This window comes from Bacillus nitratireducens (assembly GCF_001884135.1).
GTDB lineage: Bacteria > Bacillota > Bacilli > Bacillales > Bacillaceae_G > Bacillus_A > Bacillus_A nitratireducens.
Map to the genome: position 1 here is coordinate 98357 of NZ_MAOC01000084.1, position 20029 is coordinate 118385.

At 36.4% G+C, this 20029-nt stretch carries 18 protein-coding genes and 2 other annotated features; all 18 genes read left to right on the forward strand.

From position 1 onward, the window contains the following. Positions 1-44: 44 nt before the first annotated feature. On the forward strand, positions 45-764 hold the full coding sequence (gene phoP / locus BAU23_RS22630; RefSeq protein ID WP_001065224.1) for a two-component system response regulator PhoP: 720 nt from the start codon (positions 45-47) through the stop codon (positions 762-764). Beyond that, a complete protein-coding gene (gene phoR, locus BAU23_RS22635) occupies positions 757-2520 on the forward strand; it encodes a sensory box histidine kinase PhoR (protein ID WP_001032143.1) in 1764 nt (587 codons plus the stop codon). The genes phoP and phoR overlap by 8 nt, the downstream gene beginning before the upstream one ends. Positions 2521-2803: 283 nt before the next feature. Continuing rightward, entirely contained in the window at positions 2804-5437 is a 2634-nt protein-coding gene (polA, locus tag BAU23_RS22640) for a DNA polymerase I (RefSeq protein WP_000412796.1), read from the forward strand. Between the two features lie 12 nt (positions 5438-5449). Further along, positions 5450-6280, forward strand: a complete 831-nt coding sequence (gene mutM / locus BAU23_RS22645) for a DNA-formamidopyrimidine glycosylase (protein ID WP_001114501.1) — start codon at positions 5450-5452, stop codon at positions 6278-6280. Between the two features lie 72 nt (positions 6281-6352). Continuing rightward, on the forward strand, positions 6353-6985 hold the full coding sequence (gene ytaF / locus BAU23_RS22650; protein ID WP_000281731.1) for a sporulation membrane protein YtaF: 633 nt from the start codon (positions 6353-6355) through the stop codon (positions 6983-6985). Positions 6986-7036: 51 nt separating this feature from the next. Next, entirely contained in the window at positions 7037-7639 is a 603-nt protein-coding gene (coaE, locus tag BAU23_RS22655; RefSeq protein WP_016130319.1) for a dephospho-CoA kinase, read from the forward strand. A 109-nt stretch (positions 7640-7748) separates the two neighbouring features. Further along, entirely contained in the window at positions 7749-8777 is a 1029-nt protein-coding gene (locus BAU23_RS22660; RefSeq protein WP_000198980.1) for a glyceraldehyde-3-phosphate dehydrogenase, read from the forward strand. Positions 8778-9164: 387 nt separating this feature from the next. Continuing rightward, positions 9165-9548, forward strand: a complete 384-nt coding sequence (gene speD, locus BAU23_RS22670; RefSeq protein ID WP_002003660.1) for an adenosylmethionine decarboxylase — start codon at positions 9165-9167, stop codon at positions 9546-9548. A gap of 196 nt (positions 9549-9744) precedes the next feature. Further along, on the forward strand, positions 9745-10206 hold the full coding sequence (nrdR, locus tag BAU23_RS22675; protein ID WP_001203686.1) for a transcriptional regulator NrdR: 462 nt from the start codon (positions 9745-9747) through the stop codon (positions 10204-10206). Between the two features lie 153 nt (positions 10207-10359). Beyond that, on the forward strand, positions 10360-11766 hold the full coding sequence (locus tag BAU23_RS22680; protein ID WP_071735182.1) for a replication initiation and membrane attachment family protein: 1407 nt from the start codon (positions 10360-10362) through the stop codon (positions 11764-11766). Positions 11767-11799: 33 nt separating this feature from the next. After that, positions 11800-12738, forward strand: a complete 939-nt coding sequence (gene dnaI / locus BAU23_RS22685; protein WP_000400122.1) for a primosomal protein DnaI — start codon at positions 11800-11802, stop codon at positions 12736-12738. A 464-nt stretch (positions 12739-13202) separates the two neighbouring features. Beyond that, positions 13203-14084, forward strand: coding sequence for a putative sporulation protein YtxC (gene ytxC / locus BAU23_RS22690; protein ID WP_000569602.1), 882 nt, complete (start codon positions 13203-13205; stop codon positions 14082-14084). Positions 14085-14115: 31 nt separating this feature from the next. Continuing rightward, positions 14116-14343: a binding site (T-box leader), on the forward strand. A gap of 48 nt (positions 14344-14391) precedes the next feature. Then, entirely contained in the window at positions 14392-16329 is a 1938-nt protein-coding gene (gene thrS / locus BAU23_RS22695) for a threonine--tRNA ligase (protein ID WP_000786078.1), read from the forward strand. 208 nt (positions 16330-16537) lie between these two features. Next, positions 16538-16658 (forward strand) — a sequence feature (ribosomal protein L20 leader region). Between the two features lie 63 nt (positions 16659-16721). Then, positions 16722-17225: a translation initiation factor IF-3 gene (gene infC / locus BAU23_RS22705; protein WP_000973214.1), complete on the forward strand. Its 504-nt coding sequence runs from the start codon at positions 16722-16724 to the stop codon at positions 17223-17225. Positions 17226-17246: 21 nt separating this feature from the next. Next, positions 17247-17447: a 50S ribosomal protein L35 gene (gene rpmI, locus BAU23_RS22710; protein ID WP_001125945.1), complete on the forward strand. Its 201-nt coding sequence runs from the start codon at positions 17247-17249 to the stop codon at positions 17445-17447. Positions 17448-17484: 37 nt separating this feature from the next. Beyond that, entirely contained in the window at positions 17485-17841 is a 357-nt protein-coding gene (gene rplT / locus BAU23_RS22715; protein WP_001138362.1) for a 50S ribosomal protein L20, read from the forward strand. Between the two features lie 501 nt (positions 17842-18342). Beyond that, entirely contained in the window at positions 18343-18834 is a 492-nt protein-coding gene (locus BAU23_RS22720; RefSeq protein WP_000365057.1) for a dUTP diphosphatase, read from the forward strand. Positions 18835-18903: 69 nt separating this feature from the next. After that, complete coding sequence (locus tag BAU23_RS22725; RefSeq protein WP_000163562.1) at positions 18904-19989, forward strand: M42 family metallopeptidase; 1086 nt, start codon at positions 18904-18906, stop codon at positions 19987-19989. Positions 19990-20029 lie beyond the last annotated feature (40 nt).

Below are 20029 nucleotides of genomic sequence, written 5' to 3' on the forward strand. Positions count from 1 at the left end.
ACTAGGATGAAGAAGGTTTCAAGTCTATAACTTGGAGGAAAAGAATGAACAATCGTATTTTAGTAGTGGATGATGAGGAGTTTATCTTAACTTTAATTGAATTTAATTTACAACAAGCTGGGTTTGAAGTTATAACAGCGATGGATGGAGAAATGGCGCTTCAAAAAGCGACAACAGAACGCCCAGATTTAATTATATTAGATTTAATGCTTCCGAAAATGGATGGTATGGAAGTTTGTAAAGAATTACGATTGCAGCGTGTTATGACGCCGATTTTAATGCTAACAGCAAAAGATGATGAGTTTGATAAGGTACTGGGTCTTGAACTTGGGGCTGATGATTATATGACGAAGCCATTTAGCCCGAGGGAAGTTGTTGCTCGTGTGAAGGCGATTTTGCGCCGCACGAAATTACAGCAAGAAGAACAAGTTTCGGAAGCACCAGATGAAGAGAGCATCATAATTGCAGAGCTTAAAATTTTACCGGAGTTTTATGAAGCGTACTTCCAAGGTAGGAAACTGGAGTTAACACCGAAAGAATTTGAGTTACTGGTTTATCTCGCGAAAAATAAAAGTCGTGTATTAACTCGTGACCAATTATTGAGTGCTGTATGGAATTATGATTTTGCTGGTGATACTAGAATTGTCGATGTCCATATTAGCCATTTGCGCGATAAAATTGAACAAAATACGAAAAAACCGACGTACATTAAAACGATACGTGGTTTAGGTTATAAATTAGAGGAGCCAAAAGGGGATGAATAAATTTCGCTCCAGGCTTCTTTTTACATTTGTTTCTCTTATCGTTTTTATTTTAGTTGGACTAGGTGTATTATTAGAAACTGTATTTGAAAATTACTATATAGATCATGCTAAAGAAAGAATGATAAAAGAGACAAGATATGTTGCTGTATTAGCAGAGGAGCAAGGGTTTGAATCTGTTTTAAAAAATCCGTATGTATTTAAAAAGTTAGAAGAACAAATACCAGCTTCTATTATATTTGTTGATGAAAAAAAGAAAGTTCAATATAGCGGAGGGCAACAATCTGCATTTAGTCAAGAGATGATTAAAGAACTTTCTTCTGAAACAGCAAAACAAAGAAATAAAGTTATTACGAAAGAAGCGGATCAAAAGAATGAGTTTTATCATGCTGTGTTCGTTCAGGATGTAGCAGGGAAGCAAGGATACATTTTGGTGAAAAGTACAATCGATACTTTGAGGGACGTTCACCAAAAAACGTGGGGATTATTAATTATCGGATTTGTCATTGCTTGTCTTGTCGTTGTATTCCTAGGTGTTAAAATTACAGGACAATATATTAGGCCGATTGAATCAGTTACGAAAGTTGCGATTGAATTAGCGAAGGGTAATTATAAAGCGCGTGCATATGAAAGTCATTCGGATGAAACAGGAATGCTAAGTAAAGCAATTAATATTTTAGCTCGTAATTTACAAGAGATGACACTCGAACAAGAAATGCAACAAGATCGTTTGCACACATTAATTGAAAATATGGGAAGCGGAATGATTTTAATTGATAGTCGTGGTTATATAAACCTTGTAAACCGTTCTTATAAGGAGACTTTCCACGTAACAGACGAAGAATATTTAGATCGTTTATATTATGAATCGTTTCACCATACGGAAATTATTGAGCTTGTAGAAGAAATTTTTATGACAGAAGTGAAAGTGCGTAAACAAATGTTATTGCCGCTTGGTATTGAGCGAAAGCATTTTGAAGTATACGGAGCGCCAATTATTGGGACGAACCATGAGTGGAAAGGAATTGTTCTCGTATTCCATGACATTACGGAGTTGAAGAAATTAGAACAAATGAGAAAAGACTTTTTAGCGAATGTTTCTCATGAATTGAAGACACCGATTACTTCTATTAAAGGTTTTTCAGAAACACTCTTGGACGGAGCGATGGATAATAAAAAATTCTGCGAACATTTCTTACATATTATTTTAAAAGAAAGTGAGCGCATGCAAGGATTAATTGAAGATTTATTAGATTTATCAAAAATCGAGCAGCAAGGGTTTAGATTAAATATGGGTACGGTTGATATGAAGGGGATTCTTGAAGACATTCACATGGTGCTCGATAATAAAGCGGGTGAAAAAGAAATCTCTTTACAAGTGAATGGATTGAAACGAGTTTCCGTTATTGGAGATCCGAGCCGCTTAAAACAAATCTTTATTAATTTAATTAATAATGCAATCGTGTATACGCCGGCTGGCGGTGTTGTTTCAGTTGAATTATTAGAGGATAAATATAATGCGTATATAAAGGTGTCGGATACAGGAATTGGTATTAGTAAAGAAGAAATCCCTCGTATATTCGAACGTTTTTATCGAGTTGATAAAGCGAGAAGTAGAAATACGGGTGGAACGGGTCTTGGTTTATCAATTGTAAAACATTTAGTTGAAGCACATCAAGGTACGATTACGGTGGATAGTGAGGTTGGGGAGGGAACAACATTTACGGTTGTTTTGCCAAAATCAGCTACTGAAAAATAGGGTGAAGGATATTTACAATATATTAACAATGGCTTAATTAAATATTAATAAAGCTCTGTTAATATAATAGATGAAAACCCCTTCATCCAAGGAGTAATTTTGGACGAGAATAGTTATGCTGTTCTCGTCACTTCCCTTTTATGTTAGTAAACGTTTGTATATATGATAGAAAATAGCCGTTATTTTTCTTCTCTCTATTAGTCATGTTAATATAGAGAGAGGACAGGAACGGTTTTTTTCTGTGGAAAAAATCGTTTCAAATATGTATGGGGAGGTTTGTAGTTTGGAAAAAAAAGTCGTATTAGTAGATGGTAATAATATCGCGTATCGTGCTTTCTTTGCACTACCGCTTTTAAATAACGACAAAGGTATACATACGAACGCAATTTATGGTTTTACAATGATGTTAATGAGGATACTAGAGGAAGAAAAACCGACGCATATGCTTGTGGCGTTTGATGCGGGGAAAACAACATTCCGTCATAAAACGTATAGTGATTACAAGGGAGGACGTCAAAAGACTCCACCTGAGTTATCAGAGCAATTCCCGTTTATTCGTGAGATGCTTGATGCATTTAATGTTCCGCGCTATGAATTAGAAAACTATGAAGCGGATGACATTATGGGAACGCTAGCGAAGGAAGCGAGTGAGCAAGGGGCTTATGTAAAAGTTATTTCAGGAGATAAAGACTTACTTCAACTTGTTTCTGATAATACACTTGTATGTATTCCACGCAAAGGGATTACAGAAGTAGATGAATATACGAAAGAAGCTTTATTTGAGAAATATAGCTTATCACCAAAGCAAATTATCGATATGAAAGGTTTAATGGGAGACCAATCGGATAACATTCCAGGTGTACCAGGTGTTGGTGAGAAGACAGCCATTAAATTATTAACGCAATTTGAAACGGTTGAAGCAGTGTATGAAAACTTAGATCAAGTGAGCGGAAAGAAATTAAAAGAAAAGTTAGAAGCAAATAAAGAACAAGCACTTATGAGTAAAGAACTTGCGACGATTATTACAGACGCACCAATTACTGTGCATGTAGATGATATGGCATATAAAGGGTATGAACCAAGTGATGTTATTCCGATGTTTGAGAATTTAGGATTTACATCTCTTTTAAATAAGCTAGGTGTTACGCCTGAAGAAACAGCTCCAGCTGAGTTAGATGATATTACATTTGATATTGTGGAAGAAGTTACAGAAGAAATGCTTCAGCAAGATAGTGCGCTTATTGTAGAAGTGCAAGAAGATAACTATCATAAAGCGGATATTCAAGGTTTTGGTATTCAAAATGAAAATGGTTGTTACTTTATTTCGGCAGACATTGCCCTTAAATCAGATGCTTTCAAAGCATGGCTTGCAAATGCAGAAATGAGAAAGCATACATTTGATGCGAAGCGAGCTATCGTTGCTCTCAAGTGGAAAGGTGTAGATATTCAAGGGATTGATTTTGATTTATTAATTGCTGCTTATTTACTGGATCCAGCTGATACAGATAAAGATTTTCGTGCTGTAGCAAAAATGAAAGAAACACATGCCGTGAAATCTGATGAAGAAGTTTACGGAAAAGGTGCGAAGCGTGCAGTTCCAGAGTTAGATGTAGTAGCGGAGCATGTAGCTCGTAAAGTGCATGTATTATATGATGTAAAGCAAACATTCATTGAAGAGTTAAAAAAGAACGAGCAATATGAATTGTTTACAGAGTTAGAATTACCACTTGCGCGTGTATTAGCTGATATGGAAGTAAAAGGTGTAAAAGTTGATACGGAGCGTCTTCGTAATATGGGAGAAGAACTTGCAGGTAGACTAAAGGAAATGGAACAGGAAATTTATAAGCTTGCGGGAACGGAATTTAATATTAATTCACCGAAGCAACTTGGGGTTATTCTGTTTGAGAACTTAAACTTACCAGTTATTAAAAAGACGAAAACAGGCTATTCTACGTCGGCGGATGTATTAGATAAACTTATGGATCATCATGAAATTATTCCAAATATTTTACATTATCGTCAATTAGGAAAGCTAAATTCAACTTACATTGAAGGTTTATTGAAAGTTGTACATGAAGATTCATCTAAAATCCATACTCGTTTCAATCAAGTGTTAACGCAAACAGGTCGATTAAGTTCAACAGATCCGAACTTACAAAATATCCCGATTCGATTAGAAGAAGGAAGAAAGATTCGTCAGGCATTCGTTCCATCAGAAGAAGGATGGATCATGTACGCGGCGGATTATTCACAAATCGAACTTCGTGTGCTTGCTCATATTGCAAATGATCCAGGGTTAGTTGAAGCATTCCAACATGACATGGATATTCATACGAAAACAGCTATGGATGTATTTGGTGTTGGGAAAGATGAAGTAACATCTAACATGAGACGACAAGCAAAAGCTGTTAACTTCGGAATTGTGTATGGCATTAGTGATTATGGTCTTTCGCAAAACTTAGGAATTACAAGAAAAGCAGCAGCGGAATTTATTGAAAAGTATTTAGAAAGTTTCCCTGGTGTACAAGAATACATGGATGAAATCGTAAAAGATGCGAAACAAAAAGGATATGTGGTTACATTATTAAATCGTCGCCGTTATATTCCGGAAATTACGAGTCGTAATTTCAATTTACGTAGCTTTGCTGAACGTACAGCTATGAATACACCAATTCAAGGTAGTGCGGCTGATATTATTAAAAAAGCGATGATTATTATGGCAGATCGTCTAGAAGAAGAAGGATTACAAGCACGTCTTCTTCTGCAAGTACACGATGAATTGATATTTGAAGCACCAAAAGAAGAAATTGAAAAATTAGAGAAGCTTGTACCTGAAGTAATGGAGCATGCAATTGAACTAGCCGTTCCATTGAAAGTTGATTATTCTTACGGTCCAACTTGGTACGACGCGAAATAAGGACGTGATGAAATGCCAGAATTACCAGAGGTTGAAAACGTTAGACGGACGCTTGAAAATCTTGTAACAGGAAAAACGATTGAAGATGTCGTTATTACTTATCCAAAAATAGTAAAACGACCGGATGATGCAGAAATCTTTAAAGAAATGCTAAGAGGCGAGACGATTGAAAATATAAAGCGAAGAGGAAAGTTTTTGCTTTTATATGTAACGAATTATGTCATTGTTTCACATTTGCGTATGGAAGGTAAGTTTTTACTTCATCAAGAGGATGAGCCAATTGATAAACATACGCACGTCCGTTTCTTATTTACAGATGGAACTGAATTACATTATAAAGATGTGAGAAAGTTTGGTACGATGCATCTCTTTAAGAAAGGTGAAGAGTTGAATCAAATGCCTCTTGCTGACTTAGGCCCGGAGCCATTTGATGCTGAATTGACACCGCAGTATTTACAAGAAAGATTGCAAAAAACAAATCGTAAAATAAAAGTTGTATTATTAGATCAGCGTCTTTTAGTGGGACTTGGAAATATATATGTAGATGAAGTGTTATTCCGTTCTCAAATTCACCCAGAACGAGAAGCAGCGTCTTTAACAGAAGAAGAAATAGAAAGAGTGTACGAAGCAATTGTTACAACGCTAGGCGAAGCAGTAAAGCGAGGCGGCAGTACAATTAGAACGTATATCAATTCACAAGGGCAAATTGGTTCATTCCAAGAACTTCTAAATGTATACGGAAAAAAAGGAGAACCATGTGTGACTTGTGGTACGATCTTAGAAAAAACAGTTGTTGGCGGCCGGGGAACACATTACTGCCCAATTTGTCAGCCTAGAATATAGAAAAGAGATAACATCGGATAGGCATTTGTCATATACATACAGCAGAGCTATGTATAAGGGAGGAGCTTACCGATGTACCTTTATTTATCTCTTATTTTATTAGCTTTTACATTAAGCTTAGATAGCTGTAGTGTAGGGCTAACATACGGATTAAGGAGTGTAAGAATTCCACTAAGATCAATTATAATTATCGGGATCTGTTCAGCGGCTGTCATGCTCGTTTCCATGGGAATTGGACATATGATCGCGAAAATATTTTCACCTGTTATCGCAACGCGTATCGGTGGGCTTGTTCTTATTGGAATCGGGATTTGGGTATTATATCAATTTTTTCGGAGTGATAAAAAAGAAGAACCGAAGCAAGAGGAGAAGGTTTGGAAATTAGAAATTGCTTCTCTAGGGCTAGTGATTCAAATTTTGAGGAAACCGACTGTTGCGGATTTTGATAAATCAGGAACTATATCTGCAGGTGAAGCGCTACTTCTCGGTATTGCTCTTTCTGTCGATTCGTTTGGTGCTGGAATTGGTGCATCCTTATTAGGTTATGCACCTGCTATGATGGCGATATTAGTCGCGGTTATGAGTTCTTTATTTTTATTTATTGGAATGAAGCTTGGTACGGTTTTATCGAATATGAAGTGGTTACAAAAATTTACATTCCTGCCTGGGGTATTACTCATTATTATTGGAATTTGGAAAATGTAAGTATGGGCGTGGAACATTAGTTTCGCGCCTTTTATTATGAGGAGGATTATTATGACAGTAGTAATTGGATTAACGGGAGGCATTGCAAGCGGAAAAAGTACGGTATCAGAAATGTTTCGTGAACTAAATATACCAGTTATTGATGCTGATATTATTGCACGAGAAGTTGTAGAACGAGGAAAGCCAGCATATAACAAAATTGTAGAGGTATTTGGAACGGAAGTGTTACAAGAAGATGGGGAGCTTGATCGACCTAAATTAGGAAGTGTTGTTTTTTATAATGAAGAAAAACGATTGCAGTTAAACAAAATTGTACATCCTGCGGTACGTGAAGAAATGAATGCACAAAAGGAGATGTACATAAAAGAAGGTATGCAAGCGGTTGTGTTAGATATCCCTCTTTTGTTTGAAAGTAAATTAACAAATCTCGTTGATCGTATTTTAGTTGTAGCAGTTATGCCGAGTACGCAATTAGAACGTTTAATGAAACGGAATAATTTTTCAGAAGAAGAAGCAACGGCACGTATTCAATCTCAAATGCCATTAGAAGAAAAAGTAAAGCGTGCAGATGAAGTGATAAATAATGACGGCACAATTATGGGAACGAAAACACAATTACAGGTAATTTTGAAGAAGTGGAACATTATTAACTAAAAAATTGTGAAATTAATGAAAATGCTTAGTGACATATCTCCTTTTTGTGTTATACTATTATTGGGATTGGAGATAAATAGTATAACGCATTCAAGGGGGATAACATATTATGACTCGTGTGGCAATTAATGGATTTGGACGTATTGGGAGAATGGTATTTCGTCAAGCAATAAAAGAAAGCGCATTCGAAATTGTAGCAATCAATGCAAGCTATCCATCAGAAACGTTAGCACATTTAATTAAATATGATACAGTTCATGGTAAGTTTGACGGAACAGTAGAAGCATTTGAGGATCACTTATTAGTTGATGGGAAAATGATTCGCCTTTTAAACAACCGCGATCCAAAGGAATTGCCTTGGACGGATTTAGGTGTTGAAGTTGTAATTGAAGCAACTGGTAAATTTAACTCGAAAGAAAAAGCAATTCTTCACGTTGAAGCTGGAGCGAAAAAAGTTATTTTAACAGCGCCTGGTAAAAATGAAGATGTAACAATTGTAGTTGGTGTGAACGAAGACCAATTAGATATTACAAAACATACTGTTATTTCAAATGCATCTTGTACAACAAACTGTTTAGCGCCTGTTGTAAAGGTGTTAGATGAGCAGTTCGGAATTGAAAACGGTTTAATGACGACTGTTCATGCTTATACAAATGACCAAAAAAATATTGATAACCCACATAAAGATTTAAGAAGAGCACGTGCTTGCGGACAATCAATTATTCCGACAACGACAGGTGCTGCGAAAGCGCTTGCAAAAGTTCTTCCGCACTTAAACGGCAAACTTCATGGTATGGCACTTCGTGTACCAACACCAAACGTGTCTCTTGTTGACCTAGTAGTAGACGTAAAACGTGATGTAACAGTTGAAGATATTAATGAAGCGTTCAAAACTGTTGCAAACGGTGCATTAAAAGGAATTGTAGAATTTAGTGAAGAGCCTTTAGTGTCTATCGATTTTAATACAAATACACACTCAGCTATTATTGATGGTTTGTCTACAATGGTAATGGGTGATCGTAAAGTGAAAGTACTTGCTTGGTATGATAACGAGTGGGGCTACTCTCGTCGTGTTGTAGATCTTGTAACGTTAGTTGTTGATGAATTAGCGAAACAAAAAAATGTGCAACATATTTAAGTGAACGAGGGAGAGGGCAAGTGAAAATTTGCCCTCTCTTTTTAATTTTTTCTGAAAAGGAAAAAAATTATATGAGTATATTTTGGAAAGTGGACATACCACGAAACGTTGGGATTACTGTATTCGTGAATCATTAATTTTTTTTAGGGAAAAGTAAAGAGGAAAATATGACAGAAAATCGAAAAAACTGTTGTTGCAAAATGAAAATAAACAAAGTATACTAACACTCGTAAACTTAAGAGCTGAGGTACGTAGTCACTACTTAAAGGGTTAGGACCTCTCTGGACTAACTTTCCCCCGTGGTAGTGGAGCAAGCCAAATTGCAAATTAGTTTTCAATTCGAACAGTTAGAATAAATTTACAAGGGGGAACTGTAGAATGGATACTATGGATACGATGGGTCGTCACGTGATCGCTGAACTTTGGGATTGCGATTTCGACAAGCTTAATGACATGCCGTATATTGAACAATTATTTGTGGATGCAGCACTAAGAGCTGGTGCTGAAGTACGTGAGGTTGCTTTTCATAAATTTGCACCACAAGGTGTAAGTGGAGTAGTAATTATCTCGGAATCACATTTAACAATTCATAGCTTTCCGGAGCACGGTTACGCAAGTATTGATGTTTATACTTGTGGGGATCGTATTGATCCAAATGTTGCTGCAGAATATATTGCAGAAGGTTTAAACGCGAAAACGCGTGAGAGCATCGAGCTTCCTCGAGGCACTGGTAGCTTCGAGATTAAGCAGAGAGAAACAAAAGCTCTTTAAAAAAGAACATAATTGATTTAAAATGTAAAGAGGTGTATAATGCACCTCTTTTTTAGTTTATATAAAATAGGATCATGATATGTAATAACTTAGAGTGGTCAGTATATAAGAATGAGTTATATAATATTGTATATATATTTTCACATGTAGGTGAGTAGCGAAAAAATAAAGATTATATTGTAAAGGAGTGAATGAATTGCGTTGTCCATCCTGTTTTCATAATGGCACAAGAGTGTTAGATTCGCGTCCGGTAGACGAGGGACGCTCTATTCGAAGAAGAAGAGAGTGTGAAAGTTGTTTAAGTCGCTTTACAACATTTGAAAGAGTAGAAGAATCACCTCTTATCGTTGTTAAAAAAGAAGGAACACGAGAAGAGTTTAATAAAGAGAAGATTTTACGCGGTTTAATTAAAGCGTGTGAAAAAAGACCTGTATCTTTAAGGCAGTTAGAGGAAGTGACACAAAGTGTGGAGCGTGAACTTCGTAACTTAGGTATATCGGAAGTGAAAAGTGATATGATTGGTGAAATTGTTATGGAAGAACTTCGTGATATTGATGATGTTGCTTACGTACGTTTTGCTTCTGTGTATCGTCAATTTAAAGATTTAAATGTATTTATTGAAGAATTAAAAGATATACTGCAAAAAGAGAGAGAGTAGAAGGTGTAGTATATTCTCTTTATATACTGTAAGTAAATGAGATAAGAGAGCTAGAAGCGGAAGCTAATAGCTCTTTTTCGCTAAGGAATTATATAATAAAGATAGAACGAGTGAAATATAGGTTAGATTGGATGAGAGAAAGGAAAAGCAAGAATGGAAAAACAGTCATGGATGGAGCTATTACCGATTGATCGTTATAAGGTAAGTGCGAAAGGGTTGTTACATAATTACGACCGAAAAGTTTTAACAATGTTGTATCAGCCATTAATAGGTAGTAGAGCTTTTAGCTTATACATGACGCTATGGGGAGAGTTAGAGCAAGATCGTGTATTTGGAAAAGAGAATACACATCACTCCCTTATGGTGACCATGCAAATGCAACTTCCTGAAATATATGAGGAACGAGTAAAGTTAGAGGCGATTGGGCTTTTAAATGTATATATTAAAAAAGAAAAAGATATTCGAATGTTTATATATGAGTTGCAACCACCGTTATCTCCGAAGCAGTTTTTTGATGATATTGTTTTAAGTATCTTTTTATACAATCGATTGAGTCGGACAAAATATAACCAAGTAAAGCAATATTTCTTAGAAGAAGAATTTGATTTTGCTTCTTATGAAAATGTTACGCGCTCCTTCAACGATGTATTTGATTCATTTAACCCAGGTCAGTTTGAGCATGCGCAAGAAGAACTTCGTATCCCGAAAACGACAACTATGCCAAGTAACAAGAAAGGGGATGCTCCGAAAGTTTGGAATGATTTCTTTGATTTCTCTTTATTTGTGGAGGGATTATCAGCGCTTGTTCCTAAAAAGGCAATTACAGATCAAGTACGAGAATGTGTCATTACACTCGCTTATGTGTATGGTGTGGATGTGTTATCAATGCAAAATATCGTTCTTGGTACGGTGACAGAGGTGCAAACAATTGATATCGAAAGACTTCGAAAAGGAGCTCGTGATTGGTATCAATTTGAAAATGGTCAAACTTTACCTATATTAAGTGAAAGAGTGCAACCTCATGCCGCGCGTACGATGAAAGAGAAAGAGCCATCTACGCAAGAAGAAATGCTGATGAAGCAGTTAGAGGAAATATCGCCAAAACAACTATTGAAAGAAATTTCGGGCGGTGCAGAAGCAACGAAAGCAGACTTGCAAATTGTTGAGGATGTAATGATAAATCAAAAGTTAACGCCGGGGGTTGTGAATGTACTTATTTATTATGTTATGCTACGCTCAGATATGAAACTTGCGAAAACGTATGTTGAGAAGATTGCTGGACATTGGGCACGAAAAAAGGTCGGTACAGTAGCTGAAGCGATGGCGTTAGCGAAAGAAGAAAACCGTCAATATCAAGAGTGGGCTGAGACGAAGAAAAAAGGTCGTACGGCGAAGAAAACAGTGCGAAGAGAAATGGTACCAGATTGGCTTAAAGAAGAGCCGAAAGAAGAAGTGAAAGAAACTGTGAAAACGGACGTGAGTGTTGAGAAAAATACAAGTTCGTTAGAAGATGAACGGAAGCGATTAGAAGAAGTGTTGAAAAAATATAAGCGTGATTAATAAAAGAGAATGAACGCTCTTTGAGGTGAGGAAATGGAGCATATTCAAAATTCATTTACGAAATTAATGGAAAATGAAAATTTTAAAAATAGATATGAAGTCTTAAAGACAGAAGTGATGGCGCATCCGCGTGTGAAAGCATTTATAGACGAACATAAAGGTGAAGTAACGACTTCTATGATTGAGCGTAGCCTTGTGAAGTTGTATGAATATATTGGACAAAGTGTAGGGTGTGCGGATTGTCCGGATTTAGGATCATGTAAAAACATGCTAGAAGGATATGAGCCGAAGCTCGTCATCCAAGGTAAGATGATTGATATTCAATACGATCGTTGCATTAGAAAAGTAGCATATGATGAGAGAAAAAAATATGAAAAACTTGTTCAAAGTGTATATATGCCAGCTGACATTTTACAGGCAACTATGGAAAATTTAGACCCTTCAGATTTAGATGCACGTATTGATGCAATAGGTGCATCGAATGAATTTTTAAACACATTCGAACCAGGTAAAAAAGTACAAGGTTTATATTTGTACGGTAAATTTGGTGTAGGGAAAACGTATCTTTTAGGGGCAATTGCAAATGAGCTTGCTCGAAAGAAAATTAGTTCGATGCTCGTATACTTCCCTGAATTTCTACGTGAAATTAAAAGTTCGATTCAAGATAATTCGATTGGTGAAAAGATTGATGCAGTTAAACGCGTACAAGTATTAATGTTAGATGATATCGGAGCAGAAGCGATGTCAAGTTTTGTACGTGATGATGTGCTTGGCGCAATCTTGCAGTTCCGTATGTTAGAGAACTTACCGACGTTCTTTACGTCTAACTTTGATTTCAAGGAGTTGGAACATCATTTAACGTATACACAACGCGGTGAGGCAGAACAAATGAAAGCAGCACGTATTATGGAACGAATTAAATATTTAGCGAAGCCAATTCCAATTGGTGGGAAGAACCGTCGTCATAAGTAAAAGAGCAAGCTGAGAAGCTTGCTCTTTTTTTATTATAGTGATGATTTCTTGGCGATAAGATTAAAGTATTCAAGGTGTCTAAAACTAATGCTTTCTTCATAACGATGTAGTAACTCTTAAGCGGTTTACATATGACGGAGGAATCTTTTATATACTCAAACATCTTAATACCGTCCGTTTATCCTAATTCGTGAGGGCTAATAATCAGTAGGGGATGAACAAAACCCCCACTGATTAAAGTTTCACTTTATCATAATGGTCAAATTGTTGAAAATTCATAGTAGCTTGTATCATTTTTTTCTCTCCCCCTTAATATATATAAAATTAGCAAGCCATATCGAGTGGATTTTCTAACGATGGGAGATATATTTCTACTAAGAGTGAACTTCCACAGATCGGACTCTTATAGGATGTGTAACGTATAGATGCAATCCTTTAGAGCGGGGATAAAAGGGGGGACAAAAGTGATTGAAATTTGCTTCGAAGAAAAAAATGATGCTGCGCACGTATACAGACAACTAACGAAAAGAACGGAATCTTTATACAAGGAAACAAGTGTATATTTAGATGGGCAAAAGGTTATTATTCATATACCACTATGTGAATCGAATTATATTGAAAAGATTTTATTGCCAGTACTACTATATTTCATTATGAATGTGAAACAAAATGAATGGATTCATACCATTTTAAAGGAAAAGTTTTTTTACGAAGAACAAGAAGAGTGTCATCAAATCTTGCATATGGCACAGGAGATATTAAAAGAAAGAAGAAAAGGAGTGGCTCATGATTTAACGCGTCATAAATTTGAGACATATATTATGTCATCTTTAAATGATTGGCTTTGTGATCCGCTTTCATTCTCGTTTTCATCATATGTCCGTTTTCGCCTTCGTACATATAGGGAAATGGTAGCCAGACTTGCTGAAGTTGCAATTGATGAGTATAAAATGGAGCAAGAATACCAAATGTTCATTGAGACCCTTCGTCAACAAGTTAGTGGCCGGAAATCACGTTTGTCCTGTGTACATCTTATTTTTGATGAAAGTTTTATTTTCTATGATGATAAAGGTAGACGTTTAAAACAGGAGAGATTGGTCCAATATATAGATGAAGAATTATTAAAGCAAAAGGATGTATATATCGATACGAAAGTAATTGCGCCACTTCTTTCTATTTCGCCGAAAAAGATTTATTTATATACGAAAGAACAAGATCATAACATGATTGTAACTTTGCGAAATGTATTTCAAGAACGGGTCCAATTGCATGGATTACATGAGTTTGAGCGCAATGTGAAAAATTTAAAAAATAAAGGTAACGCCCTTGATTTTCTAAGTTTTTGAGCATATAATTACCTACATAAATGAAATATATTGAAATGTCATGATGAGGACATGAGTAGTTATCTACGATTTTCAGAGAGGGAAGCCTTAGGGTGTGAGCTTCCTAGTACGGGATTATTACTTACCACCTCTAAACTTTAGCAGTGAACGTTTTTCTAGTAATTGCTAACGGACAACACCGTTATGTTGAACTTGAGCAATTAACAATAAGGTTAATTGGAACAAGGGTGGAACCACGAATTCAACACTCGTCCCTTTTTACGGGATGAGTGTTTTTTATTTTGAAAAAAAAGAGGAGTGACCAGTGATGGCAGATGTAGTTAAAATTACTTTCCCTGATGGAGCTGTGAAGGAGTTTCCAAAAGGCGTAACAACTGAAGAAATCGCAGCTTCTATTAGCCCAGGCTTAAAGAAAAAAGCTGTGGCTGGAAAATTAAACGATGAGATGATCGATCTTGTTACACCAATCGAAGAAGATGGTGCAGTTTCTATTATTACATTAGATTCTGAAGATGGCTTATACATTTTACGCCATTCAACAGCTCACCTTTTAGCACAAGCGTTAAAACGTTTATATAAAGATGTTAAGCTTGAGCTTGGCATTGGTCCAGTAATCGAAAATGGCTTCTACTACGATATTGATATGGAAGAAGCAATTACGGTTGAAGACTTCAAGAAAATCGAAAAAGAAATGCAAAAAATTGTGAACGAGAACTTAGAAATCGTTCGTCATGAAGTACCACGTGCAGAAGCACTTCGTCGCTTTGAAGAAATCGGCGATGAGTTAAAATTAGATTTAATTAACGATCTTCCAGAAGATGCAGTTATTACAATCTATGAGCAAGGCGAATTCTTCGACCTTTGCCGTGGTGTTCACCTTCCATCTACAGGGAAGATTAAAGTATTTAAATTATTAAGCGTTGCTGGTGCTTACTGGCGCGGCGATAGCAATAATAAAATGTTGCAACGTATTTACGGTACTGCATTCGTTAAGAAAGCAGAATTAGATGAGCACTTACGTATGCTTGAAGAAGCAAAAGAGCGCGATCACCGTAAATTAGGTAAAGAATTAAAACTATTTACTAATAGCCAAAAAGTAGGACAAGGTTTACCACTTTGGTTACCAAAAGGTGCTACAATCCGCCGTATTATCGAGCGTTACATCGTTGATAAAGAAGCAAGCTTAGGCTATGATCACGTATACACTCCAGTACTAGGAAGTAGAGAGCTTTATGAAACTTCTGGTCACTGGAACCACTACCGTGATGGTATGTTCCCATCAATGGAAATGGATAATGAAGAATTAGTTCTTCGTCCAATGAACTGCCCTCACCATATGATGGTTTATAAAAATGATATTCACAGCTACCGTGAATTACCAATCCGTATTGCGGAACTTGGAACAATGCACCGTTATGAAATGTCAGGTGCGTTATCTGGATTACAACGTGTACGCGGAATGACTTTAAATGATGCGCACATTTTCGTTCGTCCAGATCAAATTAAAGAAGAGTTAAAGCGTGTTGTAAACTTAACTCTAGAAGTATACAAAGATTTCGGTTTAGAGAACTATTCATTCCGTCTATCTTATCGTGACCCAGCTGATACTAAAAAGTACTATGCTGATGATGAGATGTGGGAAAAAGCACAAGGTATGTTAAAAGAAGCTATGGATGAAATGGGTCTTGATTACTACGAAGCTGAAGGTGAAGCGGCATTCTACGGTCCAAAACTTGATGTTCAAGTTCGTACTGCTCTTGGAAAAGACGAAACACTTTCAACTGTACAATTAGACTTCTTACTTCCAGAACGCTTTGAACTATCTTACGTTGGTGAAGATGGTAAACAACATCGTCCAGTTGTAATTCACCGTGGTGTTGTATCAACTATGGAACGTTTCGTTGCCTTCTTAATTGAAGAATACAAAGGTGCATTCCCAACTTGGTTAGCTCCAGTTCAGGCGCAAGTAATTCCTGTTTCTCCGCAAGTGCATTTAGACTATGCGAAGAAAGTACAAGATGAATTACGACGTGCTGGTATCCGTGTTGAATTAGACACTCGTGAAGAGAAAATTGGTTACAAAATCCGTGAAGCACAAATGCAAAAAATCCCGTACATGCTTGTAGTAGGTGACAATGAAGTGGCTGAAAACGGCGTAAACGTACGTAAATATGGTGAACAAAAATCAGAAACAATTGCATTAGATGCTTTTGTTGACATGATTAAAGTAGAAGGAAAACGATAAGAAAGAGCCGCGGTATACCGCGGCTTTCTTATGTATTATAAATAATTAAATTTAGAAAAAATAACCAAACAATACTTATCATAAAAAAGTATTGCAAGTATGTTAGTTGTTTGTTACAATATTTCTTGTTGTTAGTAAAACACATCGCGTCTTCTTGACAGACGTCATGTCCTATGATAAACTCATCAAGGATAATAGAATATGGTTTTGGAACAAGTAGAAGCACCCGCTTCTCACCTGATGGACGCATTCGCAGTTAGCAGGTAAATGTATTTCTTACTTAAGATCTTACAAGTGTGGGTGCCGTATGCCCGCGCTTTTTTTGTTCGGGTTCTACAATTACAAAACGTATTCTGAGAAAACCTTGGAGGTGGCTTACTATTAGCAAGGATATGATGATTAACGAGCAAATTCGTGCACGTGAAGTACGTTTAGTTGGTGCAAATGGCGATCAACTTGGAATCAAGTCTCGTAATGACGCTTTAGACTTAGCTGCAAATCTTAATCTTGATTTAGTATTAGTTGCTCCAAATGCGAAACCGCCAGTATGCCGCATTATGGACTACGGTAAATTCCGCTTTGAGCAACAGAAGAAAGAAAAAGAACAGCGCAAAAATCAAAAAGTAATCAGCATGAAAGAAGTTCGTTTAAGTCCAACAATTGATGAACACGACTTTAACACAAAACTTCGTAATGCTATCAAGTTTTTAGAGAAAGGCGACAAGGTTAAAGCGTCAATTCGCTTTAAAGGACGTGCCATTACTCATAAAGAAATCGGTCAACGTGTTTTAGATCGCTTCTCAGAAGCTTGTGCTGAAGTTAGTACAATCGAATCTAAGCCTAAAATGGAAGGACGTAGTATGTTCTTAGTTTTAGCACCGAAAAACGATAAGTAATAGATAGAGGAGGAAATACCTATGCCTAAACAAAAAACTCATCGCGGCGCTGCAAAGCGTTTCAAAAAGACTGGATCAGGTAAACTGAAACGTTCTCACGCTTACACAAGCCATTTATTCGCTAACAAATCTACAAAAGCTAAACGTAAACTACGTAAAGCTGGTGTAGTAAGCGCTGGTGACTTCAAACGCATTCGTCAAATGCTTGACAACTTAAAATAAGTTCGGCTGATATATAGAACAATTAGGAGGTAATATTATGCCAAGAGTAAAAGGTGGTACAGTTACTCGTCAACGTCGTAAAAAAGTAATAAAATTAGCAAAAGGTTATTACGGTTCTAAAAATACATTATTCAAGGTTGCTAACCAACAGGTTATGAAATCTCTAATGTATGCATTCCGTGACCGCCGTCAAAAGAAACGTGACTTCCGTAAATTATGGATTACACGTATCAACGCAGCAGCTCGTATGAATGGTCTTTCTTACAGCCGCTTAATGCACGGTCTTAAAAATGCTGGCATCGAAGTTAACCGCAAGATGCTTGCTGACTTAGCTGTTCATGACGAAAAAGCTTTCGCTGAATTAGCAACAGTTGCAAAAAACAACATTAACTAATTAATTAGTTGAAACCTTAGAAGATTTTTCTTCTAAGGTTTTTTTATTTACATTCATGGCAAATAGTAAATGATTTGCAAAATCATTTACTTATTATCGTTATCGATATGACAAAATCAATGCGAAAACTATAGTGATATAGAAGAATATGTGTATAAAGTCGGGAGAATCCTCCTGGCTTTTTTTTATTTATGCTCCTTTGGAAAGAAGAGTATCTTTCCTAGCAGAAACGACACTGCTATAATGGAAAGATGATATGGAACTTTCATCAGATAAAGTAAAACTTTAACCAGTGTGGTGTTATCCTCGGCTAAATATTAGCCATCACCAATGAGGTGAACAATCGAATAGCGATGATTGAAACGTATTTGCAAATTAAGGACAAGCTATTTTATAAAGAGTTAGGTAGCTGACTTGTTAATAAGAACTGAAAAATAATAATGAACTTTGAGATGAAACAACATTGTTGCGTAAAATGCGATGTTGGAGGAGGACAATAGAATGGACTTACTACAACTATTTAAACTACAAAAAGAATTAGATGACCGTATTGTGAAAGAACATGACTTACAACCGAAAAAATTGTTAAAAGAAAAAATGTTAGCTCTTCTTGTAGAAATTGGAGAACTTGCAAATGAAACACGTTGTTTTAAATATTGGAGCAATAAACCAGCATCAGAGCGTGAAGTAATATTAGAAGAGTACGTAGATGGTTTGCATTTTATCTTGTCAATCGGAATCGATTTAGGAATTGATAAAAACTTCTTATTCTATAAATGTGCGCAAACGAATAAAACACAAGTAGAAATTTTCTTAGACACATATGCAAAAGTGATTCGATTTACAGATCAACCTTCTATTACGAACTATATTGAACTATTTACAAGTTATCTTCGCCTTGGACAAGCGCTTGAATTTGAACAAGAAGAGATTGAAAAGGCGTATTTAGACAAAAATGAAGTAAATCATCAGCGTCAAACACAAGGATACTAAGTTAATTTTTGAATATTTCAATTTCCTTTTGTATAATAAAGTGACTGAAGAAAAAGGAGGGTGTTGGCAATGACAAAATTAGACGCGACATTGACAATGCTAAAAGAATTAACAGACGCACGAGGTATTGCGGGTAATGAGCGCGAACCACGTGAAGTAATGAAGAAATATATTGAGCCGTTTGCAGATGAACTTTCTACTGATAATTTAGGAAGTTTAGTTGCGAAAAAAGTTGGGGAAGAAAACGGCCCGAAAATTATGGTTGCAGGTCATTTAGATGAAGTTGGCTTTATGCTTACGCAAATTGATGACAAAGGCTTCCTTCGTTTCCAAACGGTTGGTGGCTGGTGGTCGCAAGTTATGCTGGCACAGCGCGTAACAATTGTAACGCGTAAAGGAGATATAACAGGTGTGATTGGTTCGAAACCACCGCATATTTTACCTCCAGAAGCTCGTAAAAAGCCAGTTGACATTAAAGACATGTTCATCGATATTGGTGCTTCTAGCCAAGAAGAGGCAATGGAGTGGGGCGTAAGACCAGGAGATCAGGTTGTACCTTACTTTGAATTCCAAGTAATGAAGAATGAAAAGATGTTACTTGCAAAAGCATGGGATAACCGAATTGGTTGTGCAATTGCAATTGACGTATTAAAACAATTAAAAGATGAAAAACATCCAAACGTTGTATACGGCGTTGGGACTGTACAAGAAGAAGTTGGTCTTCGTGGTGCGAAAACATCTGCGAATTATATCAAACCAGATATCGCGTTCGCAGTAGATGTTGGTATCGCTGGAGATACACCGGGTGTAACGTCAAAAGAAGCGCAAAGTAAAATGGGCGATGGACCGCAGATCATTTTATATGATGCTTCTGTTATTGGTCATACAGGTTTACGTGACTTTGTAGTTGATGTTGCTGATGAATTACAAATTCCATATCAGTATGATTCTGTAGCCGGCGGGGGAACAGATGCAGGAGCAATTCACATTTCTGTAAACGGTATTCCGTCTATGGCAATTACGATTGCGACACGCTACATTCATTCTCATGCGGCAATGTTACACCGTGATGACTATGAAAATGCAGTAAAGTTAATTGTAGAAGTTATTAAACGTCTTGATAAAGAGGCTGTACATAACATTACATTTAATTAATAGAAAAAAGCGAAGGATAACCTCCTTCGCTTTTTACATT